This window comes from Comamonas thiooxydans (assembly GCF_000964545.1).
Lineage (GTDB): Bacteria > Pseudomonadota > Gammaproteobacteria > Burkholderiales > Burkholderiaceae_C > Comamonas > Comamonas thiooxydans.
The window spans coordinates 93,537-112,939 of record NZ_BBVD01000013.1 but is presented as its reverse complement, the minus strand read 5'-3'; the positions used below and the strand labels follow the sequence as shown (position 1 = coordinate 112,939).

At 60.9% G+C, this 19,403-nt stretch carries 14 protein-coding genes; 3 read left to right on the top strand and 11 right to left on the bottom strand.

Annotated elements, in window-relative coordinates; translation table 11 throughout:
* Window positions 1-2: 2 nt before the first annotated feature.
* Complete coding sequence (locus Cth01_RS19335; protein WP_034360356.1) at window positions 3-1,217, bottom strand: thiolase family protein; 1,215 nt, start codon at window positions 1,215-1,217, stop codon at window positions 3-5.
* A gap of 210 nt (window positions 1,218-1,427) precedes the next feature.
* Between Cth01_RS19335 and Cth01_RS19330 the strand changes: the two genes are divergently transcribed.
* From Cth01_RS19330 to Cth01_RS19320, 3 genes are read left to right on the top strand one after another with little or no spacing between them, the layout of a single operon-like run.
* The gene (locus Cth01_RS19330; protein WP_045840122.1) at window positions 1,428-2,435 is read left to right on the top strand and encodes a WD40/YVTN/BNR-like repeat-containing protein; all 1,008 of its coding nucleotides are present in this window, start codon (window positions 1,428-1,430) and stop codon (window positions 2,433-2,435) included.
* Window positions 2,432-4,918: an efflux RND transporter permease subunit gene (locus Cth01_RS19325; RefSeq protein WP_045840121.1), complete on the top strand. Its 2,487-nt coding sequence runs from the start codon at window positions 2,432-2,434 to the stop codon at window positions 4,916-4,918. Before Cth01_RS19330 ends, Cth01_RS19325 begins: the two co-directional genes overlap by 4 nt.
* Window positions 4,918-5,376 (top strand): nuclear transport factor 2 family protein, encoded by a 459-nt coding sequence (locus tag Cth01_RS19320; RefSeq protein WP_045840120.1) that lies wholly within the window; start codon window positions 4,918-4,920, stop codon window positions 5,374-5,376. The genes Cth01_RS19325 and Cth01_RS19320 overlap by 1 nt, the downstream gene beginning before the upstream one ends.
* Before the next feature lie 169 nt (window positions 5,377-5,545).
* Here Cth01_RS19320 and Cth01_RS19315 read toward each other — a convergent pair whose 3' ends face one another.
* From Cth01_RS19315 to Cth01_RS19270, 10 genes are all read right to left on the bottom strand, one after another.
* Window positions 5,546-6,649: a dienelactone hydrolase family protein gene (locus tag Cth01_RS19315; protein WP_045840119.1), complete on the bottom strand. Its 1,104-nt coding sequence runs from the start codon at window positions 6,647-6,649 to the stop codon at window positions 5,546-5,548.
* A gap of 71 nt (window positions 6,650-6,720) precedes the next feature.
* Window positions 6,721-8,232 (bottom strand): DUF1302 domain-containing protein, encoded by a 1,512-nt coding sequence (locus Cth01_RS19310; protein ID WP_004341209.1) that lies wholly within the window; start codon window positions 8,230-8,232, stop codon window positions 6,721-6,723.
* A gap of 35 nt (window positions 8,233-8,267) precedes the next feature.
* Window positions 8,268-9,647, bottom strand: a complete 1,380-nt coding sequence (locus tag Cth01_RS19305) for a DUF1329 domain-containing protein (RefSeq protein WP_034360342.1) — start codon at window positions 9,645-9,647, stop codon at window positions 8,268-8,270.
* 281 nt (window positions 9,648-9,928) lie between these two features.
* Entirely contained in the window at window positions 9,929-11,635 is a 1,707-nt protein-coding gene (locus Cth01_RS19300) for a class I adenylate-forming enzyme family protein (protein WP_034378508.1), read from the bottom strand.
* A 1-nt stretch (window position 11,636) separates the two neighbouring features.
* Window positions 11,637-12,764: an acyl-CoA dehydrogenase family protein gene (locus Cth01_RS19295; protein ID WP_045840118.1), complete on the bottom strand. Its 1,128-nt coding sequence runs from the start codon at window positions 12,762-12,764 to the stop codon at window positions 11,637-11,639.
* A gap of 133 nt (window positions 12,765-12,897) precedes the next feature.
* Entirely contained in the window at window positions 12,898-14,094 is a 1,197-nt protein-coding gene (locus tag Cth01_RS19290) for an acyl-CoA dehydrogenase family protein (RefSeq protein ID WP_034396838.1), read from the bottom strand.
* 12 nt (window positions 14,095-14,106) lie between these two features.
* Window positions 14,107-15,174, bottom strand: coding sequence for an MBL fold metallo-hydrolase (locus Cth01_RS19285; RefSeq protein ID WP_045840117.1), 1,068 nt, complete (start codon window positions 15,172-15,174; stop codon window positions 14,107-14,109).
* The gene (locus tag Cth01_RS19280) at window positions 15,167-16,978 is read right to left on the bottom strand and encodes a long-chain-acyl-CoA synthetase (protein ID WP_034396834.1); all 1,812 of its coding nucleotides are present in this window, start codon (window positions 16,976-16,978) and stop codon (window positions 15,167-15,169) included. Before Cth01_RS19280 ends, Cth01_RS19285 begins: the two co-directional genes overlap by 8 nt.
* A gap of 42 nt (window positions 16,979-17,020) precedes the next feature.
* The gene (locus Cth01_RS19275) at window positions 17,021-18,202 is read right to left on the bottom strand and encodes an acyl-CoA dehydrogenase family protein (RefSeq protein ID WP_045840116.1); all 1,182 of its coding nucleotides are present in this window, start codon (window positions 18,200-18,202) and stop codon (window positions 17,021-17,023) included.
* A gap of 17 nt (window positions 18,203-18,219) precedes the next feature.
* Window positions 18,220-19,392: a lipid-transfer protein gene (locus Cth01_RS19270; RefSeq protein WP_034410426.1), complete on the bottom strand. Its 1,173-nt coding sequence runs from the start codon at window positions 19,390-19,392 to the stop codon at window positions 18,220-18,222.
* Window positions 19,393-19,403: the final 11 nt, after the last annotated feature.

Sequence of the window (19,403 nt, the reverse complement as noted above, 5' to 3'; positions counted from 1 at the left end):
TCTTATGCTCCCCGCAGGATCAAGGCGCCCTGCTCGCTCATCACGCCACCGGTGCCGGACACATAGGCCAGATCGTTGCGACCCAGCTGCCTGTCGCCGGCACGCCCCTGAATCTGGTGCACCGCTTCAATCACCTGGGACATGCCGCCCGCTGTGCCGGACTGACCGAAGCTCAGCTGGCCGCCATGGGTATTCATGGGGAAGTTGCCCTTGAAGGTGAAATCGTTGTTGCGCAGAAAGTCCATGCCCTTGCCCTTCTCGCAAAAGCCCGCGTCTTCCAGCGTCAGCATCACGGTGATCGTGTAGCAGTCATAGATCTGCGCCATATGCATGTCTGAGGGACGCATGCCCGCCATTTCGAAAGCCTTGGCAGAAGCCGGGCCGATGGGGGTCTGCAGCATGTCGGCCATATAGGTGGGCGACTTGCTGCTCACATGCTCGCCGCAGCCGACGATGCTGACGGGGCGGTGTCTGGTGGTTTTGGCGCGATCGGCGCGCGTGACGATCATGGCGCCGCCGCCCGCAGCCGGCAGCACGATTTCCAGCACATGCAAAGGGTCGGCCACCATGCGCGAGTTCAGCACGTCATCCACCGTGATGGGCTGACCGTAGAACATGGCGTCGGGGTTGTGACAGGCATTGAAGCGCTGGTCCACGCTGATGCGTGCCAGAGCGGCCGCGTCGTAGCCATGGACCGCGCCATAGCGCTGGGCGATCATGGCATAGCCGGTGTTCTGCGCCATATGGCCATAGGGCAGGTCCATCTCGGCCTCGGGCGCTCCAAAGCGAGTGCTGTGGCCGCCAAAGCGGCTGGCCTTCATGACTTCCTTGATGTGGTCGTCATGTTCTGAGATCGGTGCCATGCGCGAGGGCAGCACGCAGACCACGGTGTTGCACAGCCCCAGCTCGATCGCAGCCGCCGCGCGCCAGACCATGGCCACGGAACTGGCTCCCCCCAGGTCCACGACTTCGGCAAAGTTCAGGCGCACGCCCAGGTATTCGCCGGCCATGGCCGGCACAAAACAGCTGGCTTCATGAAAGTGCGGAGCGCTGGTGATCAGACCGTCCACCTCGGACAGCTCCATGCCGGCGTCCTCCAGAGCCTGCAGCGTCAGATCGGCCACCTGTTCCAGATGGAACATGCGCGGCGCCGTTGCGTACTTCTGCGGCTTGTACTGCGCGACGCCAACCAGCGCCGCTTTTCCTTGCAAACCCATATGTCTCCCTTACCAAGAAAGTGTGCATTCATTGTGTAAATGAAGCAGACCGAATCCATCGTCTGTAGAGACTAAAAAGCCGGCCCCGTACATACCCCTAATTCTCCGGGCAAACGTCCATTCGGACGATGTTGCTGAAGCTCCAAATCAAGAACCTGCACCCGTGTTTGCAATACATGCACAGCGTGTACGAATCAATAAGGAGACAACGTGAAAACAGCCGTCGGTATAGGCGCAGCAGCATTGGTGGCCTTTGCCTCAGCGCTCGCCTTTGCACCCCGCACACCGCCCCCCCTGGCCCCCACCACCATTGGCATCGAGCGCAGTCACTTCAACACCATCACGCAGGTGGGCGATCGTCTGCTGACAGCCGGCGCACTCGGTGAAATCCTGTACTCGGACGACAAGGGTGCTCACTGGCAGCAGGCACAGATCAAGGAGCAGCGTCAGGCGCTCATCGTCAGCATGGCTTTTGCGCCCGACAGAAAGACCGGCTTCGCCGTGGGGCACGAAGGCTGGATTCTGCGTACCAAGGACGGAGGCAGCACCTGGGAGGAAGTCGCTTTCTCCAAGGAAAACGGAGAGCCTCTGATGTCGATCGCGCGCCTTCCTTCGGGCGACTGGATCAGTGTCGGCGCCTTCGGCCGTGCCATCACCTCCAAGGATAACGGTCAGACCTGGGAGCAGTTGCCCCTGCCCTCAGAGGTGGAGGACAAGCACATGAACCGCATTGCCAGCGCCGAAGATGGCAAGCACTGGCTGATAGTGGGCGAGCGCGGCCTGGTCATCAAGTCCGAGGACTCCGGCGCAAGCTGGCAGATCGAGCCCGGGTTCTACAACGGATCTTTCTACAACGCCATGCCTACACGCGACGGCGGCTGGCTGATCTATGGCATGCGCGGCAACGCCTTTGTGCAGGCCGTACCGGGCGCGCAATGGGTCAAGTCGACGATTCAGGCTCCGGTCTCCTTCTTTGGCCATGCCCAGGAAAAGGACGGAACCATCATCCTGGTAGGACAGGGCAGCATGCTCGGCCTGAGCAGGGACGGCGGCAAGAGCTTCAGCCTGCAACGCGCCAAGGGCCGCGCCACCCTGACCGACATTGTGCTTACCGGCCCCGACAGCGGATGGATGTCCAGCGACGCAGGCCTGCAACCCTTTCCCCCACCACAACAAGCCAAGGCAGCCGCTCAGGCTGACCCAGGAGCGACACAATGACTCTGAGCGAACCCACCAGCCGGCTTGACCGGTTTATTGCATCCACGGCACGCTGGCTGATTTCGTGGAGCAAGTCCATAGTCGTGCTGACGCTGATTGCCACGGCACTGCTGGCTGTCTCGGCCATGCGCACGCACCTGGATCCAGGCTTCAACAAGTTGATCCCCATGCGTCATGAGTACATGACGGCATTTCTCAAGCATTCAGCCACCTTCTCCGGAGCCAACCGCATTCTGGTGAGCGTGGAATGGAAGGGCCGGCAAGGCGATATCTATAACAAGGAATTTCTCGAAGCCCTGCGTGGCGTGACGGACGAGGTCTTCTTCACCCCCGGCGTCAACCGCGGCCAGGTGTATTCGCTGTTCACACCGAACGTGAAATACATCGAGATCACCGAAGACGGCTACGTGGGCGAGGTGCTGATTCCTTCGCGCTTCGAGGCCAACGAACAAGGCCTGGCCCAGGTACGCTCCAACGTGGCCAAGTCCGGTCAGATCGGCTCTCTGGTCAGCAACGATCTGAAATCCGCCATGGTGCGCGCCGACCTGCTCGAGGTCGACCCAAAGACCGGAGAAAAGCTCGACTATCACAAGGTTGCGCAGCGCCTGGAAGAGATCCGCAGCAAGTTCGAAGGCAAGGACATCTCCATCCACATCATTGGTTTTTCCAAGGTACTGGGCGATGTGATGGACGGCCTGACCACGGTGATGACCTTTTTTGCCATCGCCTTTGTCATCACGGCCATCATGCTGCGTCTCTACACCAAGTCAACCAACATCACGGTGGTCGGCCTGGCCGTGGCACTGCTGCCCGTGATCTGGCTGCTGGGCATTTTGCCGCTGATCGGCTACGGCATCGACCCCATGTCGATCCTGGTTCCCTTTCTGATCTTCTCCATCGGTGTATCCCATGCGGTGCAGATGACGGGAGCCTGGAAGCATGATGTGCGCGCCGGCCTAAGCTCCAGACTGGCCGCCGAGAACGCGATTCGCAAGCTGGCCATTCCCGGAGCTCTGGCGCTGCTGACCAATGCTCTGGGCTTCATGGTCATCATGCTGATCGACATCCCCATCGTGCACGAGTTGGGCGTGACCGCCTGCATGGGCGTGCTGCTGATGATCATCACCAACAAGGTGTTCCTGCCCGCGGTGCTGGCCAATCTGCGCCTGGAAAAAAAGGCCATGCAAGCCCCCTCCTCCTCCTCAGCCAATGGCCGTAACCCCATCTGGTGGAAGCTGTCGGCACTGGCCGAAGGCAAGCCCGCCATGCTGACTCTGGTGGTGTCGCTGCTGCTGCTGGCCGCTGGCACCTACGAATCGCGCAATCTGCTGACAGGTGATGTGGGAACGGGCGCTCCCGAGTTGCGCGCTGAGTCGCGCTACAACCGTGATAACGACACCATCATCGGCAGCTATTCCATAGGCATGGACGTGCTGTCCGTCTTCGTCGAAACCTCCAACCTCGACGAAGGCTGCCTTAACTGGCAGGTGATGAACGCCGTGGAGCGCTTTGAATCGCGCATGCGCCGGGTTGACGGCGTGCAATCCGTCTCCACCGTCTCCGGTCTGGCCAAGATCGCGGCCTCCAGCAACAACGAGGGCAACCCCCGTTGGGCAGCGCTGCAGCGCACCGAAGCCGCATTGCGTTCGGGTGCCAAGGCACTTTCTCCCGATCTGGGCCTGAACACAGAGGGCTGCAAGGTCATCAATCTGCAGGTCTTCCTCAAGGATCACGAAGGCGCCACGCTGACCCATGTCGTCAATGAGGTGCGTGATTTCATCGCTGCGGACAAGACGCCCAACGTCAAGTTCCTGCTGGCTGGCGGCAACGCCGGCGTGGCGGTCGCGACCAACGAAGCCGTGGAACATGCCGAAGTGCAGATGCTGGGCTCCATCTTCGGCGCCATCACGCTGCTGTGCTGGCTGACCTTCCGCAGCTGGCGCGCCGTGCTGTGCATCGTCGTGCCCCTGGCCATCGTCTCCATACTCTGCAATGCCTTGATGGCCATGCTGGGCATAGGTCTCAAGGTCCCCACACTGCCCGTGGTGGCGCTGGGCGTGGGCGTGGGCGTGGACTACGGCATCTATCTGTTCGAGAGCATGCAGCATGAGCTGCGCGAGCGAGACATCACGCTGCGCGAGGCTTTCTATGAAGCCATGCGCCAGCGCGGCAACGCCGCCATCTTCACGGCGCTGACCATGTCCATAGGCGTGGGTACCTGGGCGTTCTCGGCACTGAAGTTCCAGGCCGACATGGGCATCTTGCTGGCCTTCATGTTCCTGGTGAACATGCTGGGCGCGATCTTCCTGCTGCCTGCCATGGCCTACTGGCTGAATGTGGGCGCGGCGGAAGCCAGGGCACGCGTCAAGCGCCTGCACCGGCAGCCCAGACACGCCCATGCGACGGGCAGCGCAGGCGGTATCAGCCATGCGGGCGGCATGCTCAAACCCGAGCCCCAGTCATCCGTGAACGGCAAAGTGTGATGCAGACCGCAGCAAGCACGCTGGAGCAGGTTCTTCTTGAACATGCTCTGACCCAGACCCTGACCCGCTACGCCACGGCCTGCGACACCCGCAACTGGGACTTGCTGCAGCAGGTGTTCACACCTGACTGCACCACGGTCTACGGTGGCAACTACATCTGCGAAGGGGTCGCCAAGGTCCGCCGCATGATCAGCACCCATCTTGACGGCTGCGGCCCCACCCAGCATCTGCTGGGCAATCTGGAAGTCGATGCAGCCGACCCGCAGCGCCCGCTCAGCAGGATTCAGGTGCGAGCCGCGCATCAGGGACTGGGCGAGCGCAGTCATCTGCGCTACGACGCCATTGGTTTCTATGAAGACGAATGGGTAAGGCTGCCCGAAGGCTGGCGCATCCAGAAGCGCAGCATGACCATGTTGCTTGAGATCGGTGAGCGCTCCGTGCTGCAGCCCGGCACCTGAGCAGCCACACTCCATCAATCAAGCCGCGCGGCCACGCTGCGCGGCTTTTCTGCTTCCGGACGACTCAATTGACAGAAGCCTACGCTCCATCAAAAAAGAACTTCGGGCAAATTTGACACGTGAAAAAGGCCAGCATTTGCTGGCCTTCTGCTTTTCCGCCGAGTCCTGTCTACTGCTCGAACTTTACCTTGAGAAACTGCAGCAACTGCTTGCCGGCCAGACTGCGTGCGGTTTCATCGCGTCCGGCGATATAGCCCACCTTGACGCAGTCCCCCAGAGCCTTGCCGCTCTGCACCCGAATCCTGTAGCGGGTCTGGCGATCGGACTGGACCCCGGCGGGAATCAGCGGCTGGCCATTGAGGACGGGAAAGTCCTTGTCATTGAACTCTATCGTGCAGCCGGACAGATAGGGGCGGTTCGTCATCTCTCGTGGCTTGTCGCTTTCCCAATCATGGCCTGCTCTGGCATAAACCACCGTACTGACCTCGGAGCCCGCCTCACGCAGGATTTTTTCCTGCTGCGCACAGGCCACCAGATCATTCGATGCATCCTCCCCCGCTCTGAAGCTGAGCAAAGGCGAACCCGTGGTTTTGCGTGACTGCAGCAGCGCATAGCAAGGCCCGTAAAAGTCCACATGCAAGGCAAAGGGCTGAATGAAAGGCGCCAGCTTGTCACGAATGCGCGCATCCAGGCTCATGCGTGCCGCAATTCCGCCTTTGGAAAATCCCATCACCCCGATACGCCAGCCATCGATGGCCGGGTGCTTGTTCAAGGCCTTGAGGGCGGCATAGGCATCGGCCACGGCATCGAACTCGGAGGTACCCATGATCTTGAGCGCATAAGGCATGTCTTCGCTGATGCCACGCGGCTTGAAGTTATCAACCAACAGCGCAGCTATGCCGTTGTCGGCCAGCATCTGGGCCGTTTCGCTCTCGCGCCCGGGAATGGCCCCCGCGCCACCTGGCAGGACAACCATGGCCGGTACCTGCTTCTTTTCGCTGGCCCCCTTGGGCAGGAACAGCTTTCCCATACCCATGGTTGCCTCTGCCCTGGCAGGCTGACTGAGCAGCACATCGAGGTCGTACGGGCTGCTGGACTTGAAACGGATATCGCCCTGTGTATCACCATGCAGCTCCGTGGGGGCCATCAAGGGAGCCACCTTGGGCAAAGGAGGCAAAGCATCGAACAGATGCTGTCCTGATGCCGCACTGCTCATCAGGCTCAGGGCTGCAGCTCCCAAAGGAGTTACCCATTTTCCGGTCAGTATTTGCATTCGCTTGCGCCTCTTTCAAACACAAAAGCCCGGAGAGCCGGGCTTTTGTGGTGTTGGCTCGTTGGTGTGGTTCAGAACGAGTACTTGGCGGTAACAGACAGCTGGTCGCGGTCGGCCAGCGGGCGTGCACGCAGGGAATCGGCAGAAGGATTGCCCAGGTAGTTGATGTAGGCCACGTTGATCGAGAAATTGCTCTTGCGAACGAAAGTCGCGCCAATGCTCAACCGGCTGTCGCTCTGGCCGCCGCCGAAGGTGCCAACCAGAGAACGGCCGCGCAGTTGCGACTGGTAGCTGATGGGGATGCTCAGATCCCAGCCTTCGAAGATGCCGGGGTAGCCCAGCGTCAGGGTCGCACCGGCCACCAGGGAGTTGCGGGTCTTGAAGCTCAGGTTATCGGTAGAGCTGCCATCGGCCACACTGATCACGCGAGAGCCGGAAATTTCGGCAGCCAGGGACATGTCGTCCGCGATACCGGTGCGGCCGATATTGAAGATACCGCCGACGTTGCCCTGCACAACATCGCCACGCACCGCCACACCATTGCCGTTGAGCACTGGCGTACCTTTTCGATAGCTGGCTTCACCAAATGCAGAGAACTTGCCGAAGGTCGTGCTGACCGTCGTTCCCAGCATCTTGATGTCGTCGAAATAGCGAACCTGATAGCCGGTCGGTATCGCACCATTCATGTTCACGACCAGCGATGGAGTGCGGTCGTTGTAGTTCAGGTAGTACAGACCGACTTCCGTCTCGTCGGTGACGCGGTAGCGACCGCCGATACCCCACTGACCCGAGCTGCTGGGCCGGATGTCGGTACCGCGTCGCAGGCCGCGACAGGTCGCACCGTTGTAGACGCCCAGGCAGGAGGCGCCGGGACCCAGGGCATTGCTGGTGCTGGTGTACATGCCGGGAGCCGGCAGCAGCGTTTCATGGAAGCCGAACTGGTAGTGACCAAGCAGCGAGAGTTTGGGACTGACTTCCAGCGAAGCCGAGATCTGATCTTCCGGCAGAAGGATTTCCTTGACCTCAGCGCCAGGCGAAGCTGCCTTTGCTGCATCGCTGGGTCCCTGGGCCGCAGCGATATTGGCAAAGTACATGGACTCGCCCCAGTTCACCACCTGCTTGCCCAAGCGTACCGTGGCGCGGGCCTCGCCCATGTTGAAGCTGGTGTAGGCGTAGGTATCCAGAAGGCGCGAATAGCCGCCACCATAGCGCTTGGCGGCAGAGTTGAACTCATTGACGGGACCTGCCGTGCTGATCGGTCCCTTGTTATCGTTGCGCTGGTGATATACGTCGTCATAAAAGGTGCTGGCATTCAGCACAAAGCCGCTGTCACCTTTTGACAGCTTGCTTTCCCAGACGGCACCCAGTCGGTTCGCCGTCAGAGCACCTTTCTTGAAATTGTTGTTGCCGTCTGTGTTCAGCACCGGAGACGGGTTATCCAGACGAACACCCAGGCCATAGCTCACGTTCAGACGCCAGTCGAACTTGAGGCCATCTCCCAGCTCGACAGTCTCCCCCGCCTGAACTGCTCCCATACCCAAGGACAGCAGTGCCGCCACTGCGATGGGCGTGAGTTTCTTCATATTGTTTTTCATAGTGAGTCGCTCGTTGATAAAACTTAGTTGCCCGCGTTGCGTGCGGCTTCTGGTGTGAACATGGCGGGCACGAGATCACCCTTGTTCAGGATGGGTCCTTGGGGACGCTCCTGAAAAAGGTTGTAGCCCATGTAGCCGCCGGAATTCAGGTCGTGATAGAAGGACGTGCCTGCATGCCAGGCCTTGATGTCAAAGGAGTAGTAGTAGTTGATGAAGGCGTGCTGCCACAACTGGCCACGCGCGTCGTACATGTCCGCGGCCACTGCCTGGCCGGTGTCCTCGTCCACGAACAGCACACGCTTGCCATACACATGTCGGAAACCGTCCTTCAGCGTGCCTTCCACGGCCCAGACTCTGCGCAGCTCGTAGCGCATGAAGTCGGGGTTGGCATGACCGGGCTTGAGCAGGTCGGCATACTTCACCGTGGGCTGATGGATCTTGTAGTTGTTGGCGGGGATATACATCTCCTTCTTGCCCAGCAGCTTCCAGCTGTAGCGCTCTGGCGAGCCATTGAAGAGACGATCCGAGTCGATGGTCATCTTGCCGCCGGTACCAGCCATGGGCTGGTCAAAGCCATACTCGGGCACCTGGCGCACGCGGCGTGTACCGGGGTCATAGCTCCAGGCCAGGCGCTTGTCCTTGCCGAAATTGACGGGCTCCACCGAGTGGGTCACACCGCCCTTTTCACGCTCTGGGGCCAGCGTTCTGGTGCGGGTATAGGCCATCACGCCCTCGACCGGCTTGCCAAGCATTTCAGGCTTGTTGACCATGTCCAGGTTCAGGTTCTGCATACGGCCAAAGCTCATGCTGCCGTCCGACAGCACATTCGCCATGTCACGCGTGATGGCCTCGGTGTAGGCACGCGTGGGCAGCAGGTTGTTCCAGATCACTTCCTGCCCGGTCTTGGGAATCGGGAAGTTGATCGCACCAAAGCTACCCTTGATTCCCATGCCGTTATCGACGACCTCGGACTCCAGTGCATTCTTCTTCAGCACTGCACAGACCTCATCGGTGTAGCGGAAATCGCGATGCCCCTTGTAGACCGGAATCTGCATGGTCTTGGAATACTTCTGGAACATGGCTTTCTGACCAGCACTGAGCTTGTCGCCATACTTCTCCATGTTCTCCGCAGTGATCACGAACAGTGGTTTTTCATCGGCATAGAGATCCACGGGGTGCTTGCCGCTGGATTGCACATGAGCCACGCCTGCAGGGGCACCGACCCATTTGCCTGTGAACTCTGGAATCGTGCCTTCCTTGTTGCCGGCCTTGATGGCACCCACGCATGTCAATTCCTTGCCCAGCTGTTCTGCCTCGTTCGCCGGCACCTTCGCCCATACCGACGTCGCCACCATCAAACCCACTGCCGCTGCGAGTGGAGTCTTGGCTGTCACAAACTTCATCTCTGTCTCCTAGGTTCTAGAACTTATTTTTGGCGGGTGCTACAAACGAGGTACATTGCCTCGCATCGCCCCATTGGTTTTGCCGTTTGCAGGCAGTTGCATACTGCGTCAGCAGGTCTCTTCAACCATCGTCTGAGTTGACTACTGACAGACCCTAGCGACCTAGTCCACATGGGTCACCTGAAGCGCCGCCCCGAATGAAAAAACCTGCTGGTGCACGAAGCAGCAGCAGGCTTTCGGAGCGTGATCGGGAAAGTCCTAGGACCACCCAATTCCGTGCATCAGGTCAGCAGGTGAGCGCACTCCTTGCGAATCGATGCCTTGAGCATCTTGCCTGCGGGATTGCGAGGCAAAGGCTCCGCGCGCACAACGATCCGACTGGGAACCTTGTAGCCCGCCAGGCGCTGTGCAACGAACTCGCGAAGCAGCTCGGGAGTCACCTGACTCCCGGACTTTCCGACCACCACGGCAACGACCTGCTCGCCCGTGACCTCATGCGGCATGGAGAACACAGCAGCCTCTTCCAGTGCCTCATGCTGCAGCAGACAGGCCTCGACCTCCGCCGCAGCAATCTTTTCACCACTGCGGTTGATCACGTCCTTGATGCGATCGACGATGGTCAAAAAGCCTTCATCGTCCAGAACGCCTATGTCTCCGGTATGGAACCAGCCGCCCTGCATGGCTTTGGCTGTGGCCTCTGCATCACCGCAATAGCGCTCCATCAGGGTCACGCCACGCAGCCAGACCTCACCGGGCTCACCGATAGGCAAGGCTGTGCCATCCAGGTCTGCGATTCGTACCTCGATGATGGGCGACAGCACCCCCGAGCTGCGCGGATGCGCCTCGAACATGCGCCCCGAGCTGCCTGCGCAGACTCCATTGGATTCGGTCAGTCCAAATCCAATGCCTGACATGCGCCCCTTGAACTTGGCCAACACCTCATCGATCAGGCGCGGGTGCAGGCCCGCTCCGCCAAAGCCCACACCGGAGAGGTTGCCAGAGCTTTCAGGCTGCTCGAAGCCGGGCAGTCCAATGAGCTGCTGCACCATGCTGGGCGCACCATTGAACTGCGTGACCTTTTCCTTGCGAATCAGCTCGGCCGCCTTCTCTGGCTCCCAGCGGTGCACGAAGATCAGGCGGCGACCATGGCGCAGGCTGACCAGCAACTGGGCATGCAGGCCGCTGACATGAAACAGAGGAACTGCCGACAAGGTCGTGGGCTGCAGCTGTCGCGCCATGATGGCGGCGATGGCGTCCGGCGAAGTCATGGCTGCCACTGCACCGATGAAGTCAATATTGAAGATGCCCTGGCAAACGGCGCGGTGGGTGGATTCCACGCCTTTGGCCCGGCTGGTGGCGCCCGAAGTGAACAGAATCAGCGCAGGCTCATCGGCACTCAGCTGCGGCGACACGAATCCATCATGGCCGCCTGCGGTCAACTCCGACCAGCTGATATCGCCCCCCTCGCCATCCACCACCACCGTCTTGATGGCAGTCTGCGCAATGGCCTGGCTGATGCGAGCATGGCGGTCCGCATCACAGATCAGCATCACCGGCCGGGTGTCCTCCAGATTGGCCATCAGCTCGCTGCTCAGGCCAAAACTGTTCAAAGGCACCGGCACTGCGCCAAGCAAGGCAATGGCAGCAAAAGCCACGGCCCATTCGGGACGGTTGCGCATGGCAATCGCCACCCGGTCGCCGGGCTTGATGCCGCGCTGCTTCTGCAAACGACTGGCCAGTGCATCGGCTGCTGCAAAGAACCTGTCAAAGGTCCATCGATCCTCGCCATAGACCATGAACTCGGCCGCACCATGAACCCGGCCGGCGTCAATTACCTGTGCCAGATTCTGAAAGGCATTGCGATAGGCTGCCACGCTGCGCCCATCGGACAGCGTGACCTGCTGCACTTCAAAAGGTGCGCCCTGCGAAGTCAGCTGCGCACGAATGTTCCTGATCTTTTCACCCATAGAAACCAAGGCATCGCTCATCTCAGAAACCTTTCAGTTGTGCAAAGCGGTTGCGGTGATAACCACCGTCGCCCAGCAGGCGTTGCAGAACGCGTGCCCGCTTGAAGAACAGGCCAATATCCAGTTCATCGGTCACCCCGATGCCGCCATGCAACTGGATCGCCTCGTTGCACAGCTTCTCGCACAAGTCAGATGCCTTGGCCTTGGCCGCACTGACCAGCTCGGGCACCTTGGCTTCCAAACCGGAATCAATGGCCTCGAAAGCTGCCAGCACACAGCTCTCCAGCAGCTCAAGCTCCACATACAGACGTGCAGCACGGTGCTGCAATGCCTGGAATGAGCCAATCTGCACGTCGAACTGAACGCGCTCCTTCAGATAGCTAACCGTACGATCAAACACCTCACGCATCAGACCCAGAGACTCTGCGGCCAGGCAGGCACGGGCTCGATCCAGCACTTCATCAAGCACCTGAGCAGCAGGCCGGGCCACCAACGCCATATCAGCACTCAGCTCCACCTTATCGAACTGCACGCGGGCCATGTTACGGCTGTCAATCATGCACATGGGTTTGATGCTGACGCCTTGTGCATCAGCTGGCACCAGCCACAAACCGGGAGCCCCTTCGCCAGACGCCGCCAGCACCACAAAGCCATTGGCGCCCACGCCATCCATCACAAAGGCTTTCTCACCGCTCAGGCACCAGCCCGTGCTGGTCTGCTCGGCTACCGTGCTCAATCTGGCTGAAAGATGCTGGCCGGACTTTTCATCCAAAGCCAGTGCCAGCCTGGCCTGCCCGCTGCCCAGCAGGGGCAGCCACTGCGCCTGCTGGGCTTCGGAGCCGGCACGAATCAGCAGCTCAGGTGCGATCACGGCCTGGCTCAGCAGCGGCTGTGCCGACAGGTTTCGTCCGATGGCTTCAAACACCGTGCCCATGCCCAGATAGCCCGCAGCCAGCCCGTCATGCGACTCGGGCAGCACTGCCACGGGCCACCCCATCTCCACCATCTGCTGCCACAGTTGTGTATCAAAGCCCTGCTCCACCTTGTCATCCCGCAGACGGCGCTGCTGGGCCACGGGTGCCTCCTGCGCGAGAAAGGCAACAGCGCTGTCCTTGAGCAATTCCTGCTCTTGCGACAAAAGCATGGTCATATTCTTGTCTCCATTTCAATTCGTTATCCTCAGCCTGTGCGACCAGCACTGCCCAGCTCAGAGCCGGCGAGCAAGGACCTGGGCAGCCCCGTCGCCCCGCAGCGAGGCTGTCGCCGCACAGCGGCTCAGGGGGTCAAGGCAATTCCAGCACTCGCTTGGCAATGATGTTCAGCTGCACTTCCGAACTTCCGCCTGCAATCGTGTAGCTCTTGGAGCGCAGCCATGCACGACCTATATCGATCTCATCGGCTGTGAAATCATCGCCTGCCTCCCAGCCCAGACCGCGCAGGCCCAGCACCTGCTCCAGCAGTTCGTACTTGGCGACTTCCTGCTCGGTCTGCACCAGCTTCATGATGCTGGAGGGGCCAGCAACGTCCTGACGCGCCAGAGCCTTCTCGGTCACCCGACGATGGGTCAGAGCGAAAGACTGTGCATCCATCAGCAGTCCAGCCAGCTTCTCGCGCAGCGCACCATCGCTGATCCGCCCCTGCTCGTCCACCATGTAGGGCAAGGCGGTCTTGAGTGCATCGTGCGACGGCGCGCCACCTTCCGTGAACTTGGACATGGCCGCACGCTCATGCTGGAGCAGCTTTTTGGCCAGCGACCAGCCTTCGCCTTCCTTGCCCACAAGCTGTCGCACAGGCACCCGCACATCGTCGAAGAAGACCTGACAGAAACTGGACTTGCCGCTGATCAGCTCTATGGGCTTGACCGTGACGCCGGGACTCTTCATGTCGATCAGCAAAAAGCTGATGCCGTCTTGCTTCTTGCCTTCGCTGCTGGTGCGCACCAGCGCATACATCCAGTCGCCCTTGTCTCCGTCCGAGGTCCAGATCTTGCCCCCGTTGACGATATAGGCCTCGCCCTGCTCGTCCGTCACGCGCCTGGCCGAGGTCTTGAGGCTGGCCAGATCGGAGCCGGCATTGGGCTCCGAAAAGCCCTGACACCAGCGCTGCTCGCCGCGCATCATGGGAACCAGATGCTCGAGCTTTTGCTCATGCGTCCCCACCTCCACCAGAACCGGCCCCAGCATCCACACGCCCAGGTTGTACTGGGGCTGACGGCAGCCAAGACGGGCCATCTCCGTGTCAAGGATACGGGCTTCCCTTGGGGAGAGTCCACCGCCGCCGTATTCACGCGGCCATGACGGTGCAAACCAGCCACGGTCACGCATGCGCTCGAACCACAGCTTCTGATCCTCGTTCAGAAACTGCAGCTTGGAGCTGCCCCAGACCATCTCCTCTGAAACAATGGGCCGGCGCATGCTCGCAGGACAGTTCTCCTCCAGCCACTGCGCCACTTCTTGTTTGAATGTTTCCAGTTCCGTCATGGCTTCCTCACCTCAGGCCAACGAGAAATATGCAATCTTGCCCTCACCCGAGGTTCGCAGCAGCGTTCCATCCTGGTGAAGCAGGTTCAAATGGGCTATCGTTTCCCCTAGTGCCATCAGGCGATCCACGGGGCTGCGCAGCCTGGGAAAGAGCACGGGCACCAGCTCCGCAGCCGTTGCACGCCCCACCTGGCCCAGATGTCCGGTCAGCAGTGCAAACTGCTCGGCATGGTGCTCGAGCACCTGCACCAGGCGCTCATGCAGGCCGTAGAAAACGCCCTGGTGCGATGGAAGCACCAAGGTCTCGGCCGGCAGCTCACGCAAACGATGCAGCGAATCGATCCAGAGCTTGAGCGGATTGCCCTCGGGCTCGATGGGGCTGACCATCACATTCGAGGTGATGCGCGGCAGCACCTGATCACCGGCCAGCAAAATGCCGTCTTCCTCGCAATACAGACAGGCATGCTCGGGCGAGTGCCCCTCGCCCAGCACAATGCGCCATCGGCGCTCCCCGATCTGCAGCACCTCACCCGGACGAATGCGCTGGTAATGGCTGGGCTGCCTGGGCATGAACGGATCCTTGCGCATGGCAGCCAGCATGTCGTCCAGCTCTTCGCTGCTCACCCCGGCACGCGCATAGAACTCGCGATGCGCCTCGGGCAGAGGATCGGGCGGTGGCCCCATCAGCGAGCGCAGCATCATGAACTCGCCATAGCTCATGAGCAGCGGCACGCCAAAGCGCTCCTGCAACCACCATGCCGCACCCGCATGGTCGTAGTGACAGTGGGTGCAGATCACACGGGTCAGCGGCTGGCCGGCCAATTTCTCCGTGAAGATCTTCTCCCACAGCTCGAAGGTGCCGGGAATTCCCAGCCCCGTATCCACCACCGCCCAGCCGTCGCCGTCCCTGAGCAGATAGACATTGATATGGTCCAGAGCCATGGGCATGGGCATGCGCAGCCACAGCAGGCCGGGGACGATCTCCACATGGCTGCCATCGGCTGCAGGCGGCGCAAAGGGATAACGCAGCACATCTGCGGGCTTGGCCCGTACGCGCTCCTGCGCGACGGCGCTATCCACGCAGAGCCTCTTCAAGCGTTGCAGCGTTCAGCGGCACATAGGTCTGCAGCTTGTCATTGCGTACAAACAGCGGGTCGCCAGTCTGAGCGCTGTCATAGCCCTGTTTTTGCAGATCCACCTTGCGCAGCTTGTAGTTGCCGGTCATGTCCGGCGTATCCATCAGACGCACGAACAGTGGTGCCGCATAACGCGGCAGACGAGCGATGGCCATCTTCCAGAAGGCCTTGGGATCGAATTGGGCTCCCTCATGCATCACCAACGCTGCCATGCCCGCACGGCCACCGTGACCGGGAACCTGCACACCATAGACGGTAATCGCATCCAGCCCCTGAAAGTCCCCGAGTGCGTCGCTGACCTCCATGGTCGAGACGTTCTCGCTCTTCCAGCGGAAGGTATCGCCGATACGGTCCACAAACCAGCAGTAGCCGTCTTCGTCGCAGCGCAGCAGGTCGCCCGATGTCCACCACACATCGCCCTGCTGGAAGACATTGCGCAGCAGCTTCTTTTCGGAGGCCTCCTCGCTGGTATAGCCTTCAAAGCGCCCGGCAACCACACCGGGATACTGGATGACCATGCCGATGGCCTCGCCGGGCTCGTTCACGCCGGCCAATTGCAAGAAACCGTTTTCATCCCGGATGTAATCGCCTTTTTCCTGGTCGTAGCGAACCAGGCGCAAATTGGTTTTTTCCCAGAAGGGAACGCGGCCGCAGGAGCCGATGCGATTGTCCAGGTTGATGGTATTGGTGTTGGACTCCGTGCCTCCCCAGCCTTCATAGATCTGGAACACGGCGCCAAAGCGCGATGTCCATTGCTGCCAGATCTCGGGCGTGAGACCGGTTCCGGCCATCTTGCGCAAGCTGTGCTCCCGGTCGCTGTCCGTCGCGGGCGCGCTGAGCAGGAAGCGGCAGATCTCCCCCACATACTGGCAAAAGGTAATGCCATGTGCGCGGATATCGCGCCAGAACTCGCTGCGGCTGAACTTGCGGCGCACCACGATGCGCGCTCCTGCAGCCATGGCGGTTGCCGTCAGCGACATGGAAGCCGCGCCGTGGTAGAGCGGCAAAAAGCAGTAGAAGCAGTCATCCCGGGTGATTTCCCACAGCAGCTGCATGGAGTCCCCCGCCATCAGCCAGCGTGCATGGCTGATGACCGCGGCCTTCGGCAGGCCGGTGGTGCCGGAGGTGAATATGTACTGCGCCGTATCGCCGGCCACCACGCCCTCGCGCCACTCCAGCGGTACGGCCGTGCCGTCCCGGCTCATGGCAAGAGCCTGCAAATCAGAGCCGAACTGCTGCAGAACTCCCGCCGCGGCGGGGCGCACTTCATCCGGCCAGTGCCAGTAGCTCAGCGCGGTGTTCAGTCCTTCGGTCTGCGCAAAGCGCTCTGCGCACTCCTCGCCCACGATCACATGGCTGGCGTTGGTCACCTCCAGTGCGTGCGTCAGAGGCTTGCCCATCACATGGGTGTTGATGAAGGCCACCACGGCACCCAGCTTGGCCACGCCAAACCAGGCAAAGAAGAAGGCTGGGCGATTCTCGATGGCCATGGCCACCACATCGCCCTTTCTCACACCCTGCTCGTGCAACGCACGTGCCACTTGATTGGCGCGCTGGTTGAATTGCGCATAGGTGTAGCGCACATCGCCCTCGGTCAGAAAGATGCGCTCGCCGAAATCTCGCGCACAGTCCTCCAGACGATCAGCCATGGTGTAGGGCGTATCGGCCAGGTACTTGGCCGCAATGGGCGCGCGACGATCCAGCTTGAGCTGGGTCTGCTCGCGCGACACCACAGTCGTGTCGCTCATCACATGTCTCCTTGGTATTTGTTATGTGTGAGATGTCTTCGATCAGCGCTGGGGGCGCGGCATGCCGAGGCCGAACTGGGCAATCAGCTCGCGCTGAATCTCGTTCGTGCCGCCACCGAAGGTGTTGATGGTGGAGGCGCGCAGCTCATACTCCAGCTCGCCCATCAGATAGGAAGCCACCGAGCCACCACGCACCAGAGCGCTGCTGCCCACGATGTCCATCAATCGATGCAGCACCTCGACCACGCCTTCCGAGCCATAGACCTTGGTGGCAGATGCCAGGCTCACGTCCATGGCACCGGCTTCCAGACTGGCCGCGATGCGGAAGTTGGTCAGTCGCATGGCTTCAAGGCGGGCATAGCACTCCGCCAGACTGCGTCGCACCCAGGCCTGATCGACAGCGCGACGGCCCTGCTCATCCTTGGCCTTGGCCCATTGCAGCACCTTGACGAAGGGGGCGAACACCTTGTCCGACCAGGCCCCCAGACCCAGGCGCTCGTGGTTGAGCTGTGCAGTGATCAGCTTCCAGCCCCCATTGAGCTCGCCGATCAAACGTGCTGCCGGCACTTCAACGTTGTCGAAGTACGTGGCTGCCGTGTAGTTGCCCACGGTCTGAATCAGCGTATGCGAAAAGCCCTTGTCCCTGGTATCCACCACCATGATGGAAATACCCTTGTGGCGAGCCAGTTCCTGGTTGGTACGTGCGGCCAGCCACACATAGTCGGCAGATTCGATGCCCGAAGTCCACAGCTTCTGGCCGTTGACCACGAAATGCCCGGTCTGAAGATCGCCCTGCAGCTGAGCCTGTGTCTTGAGCATGGCGAGGTCGGAGCCAGCACCGGGCTCGGAGTAGCCAATGGCGAAAATGATGTCGCCGCTGGCCATGCCGGGCAGAAACTCCTGCTTCTGCGCCTCGGTGCCATGCTCCATCAGCGCGGGGCCGACGGTGCTGATGGTGACGAAAGGCAGGGGAGCTCCGGCAATATTGGCTTCCTCAAAGAAGATCAACTGCTCGGTGGCCGACAGGCCCTGGCCGCCGAATTCCTTGGGCCAGCCTATGGCCAGCCAGCCGTCCCGCCCCATCTTGCGGATCAGTTCGCGGTACTCGTCGCCGCCCTCTGCGCCGCGCATGCGGGCCTTGAGCTCGGGCGTCATCAACGCCTGAAAGTAGTCACGGCACTTCAGGCGCAGCGCATGCTGCTCGGGAGTCAGGTCAATGAACATGAATGTCTCCCTTGCAATCAGGCCTCGTCGCCCAGAATCAGGCCGCTGGTGGGCACGCCTGTACCGGCGGTCACCACCATGTTGTGCACGTCCTTGACCTGATTGACGGAGCTGCCACGGATCTGGCGCACGGCTTCGGCAATGCCGTTCATGCCATGGATATAGGCTTCGCCCAGCTGGCCGCCATGGGTGTTGATGGGCATGGAGCCGCCGCGTGCATGCTCGCCGGCGCGAATGAAATCCTTGGCCTCGCCGCGCTTGACGAAACCGAACTCCTCGAGCTGAGGCAGCACAAAGGGCGAAAAATGGTCGTACAGCACTGCGCTTTGCACATCCTTGGGAGTCAGGCGGCTTTGCTGCCACAGCTGGCTGGCGACATGCCCCATTTCAGGCAGGCCGGTGATGTCCTCGCGGTAAAACGAGGTCATGGACTGCTGACCGTCAGAGATACCCTGGGCAGCCGCCTTGATGTAGACCGGCTTGGCCTTCATCTCACGGGCACGGTCGCTCGATGTGATGACCATGGCCACGGCCCCGTCGGACTCCTGACAGCAGTCCAGCAGGTGCAGCGGCTCGCAGATCCAGCGGCTGGCCTGGTGCTCCTCCAGTGTGATGGGCTTGCCGTAGAAGAATGCGTTGGGATTGGTGGCTGCAAAGTCGCGCACGGCCACGGCCACGCGGCCGAAGTCCTCGCTGGTCGCACCGAAGGCATGCATATAGCGGCGGGCAAACATGCCCACCCAGGATGCCGGCGTATGAAAGCCGTGGGGCATGTACCAGCCATAGTTCACATTGTCAAAGAATGGTGTGCTACCAAAACCATAGCTTCCGGTGCCAAAGCGGTACCAGCTGCGCTCATTCATGGCGCGGTAGACCACGACGGTCTTGGCAATGCCCGTGGCCACGGCCATGGCCGCATGCAGCACGGGGCCGCAGGCCGCGCCACCGCCATGCGGAACCTGCGAGAAAAAGCTCACATTGCGAGCCCCGAGCAGACGGGCGATTTCATACTCGGGGACCTTGTCCACGGAGTACGAGGAAAAGCCGTCCACTTCCTTGGGGTCGATGCCGGCATCGCTCAGCGCAGCCAGCGTGGCCTCCATGGCCAGACGCAGCTCGGTACGGCCCGAGTTCTTGGAAAATTCTGTTGCACCCAGACCCACAATGGCGGCGCGACCGGAAATATTCATATCGTTCACAG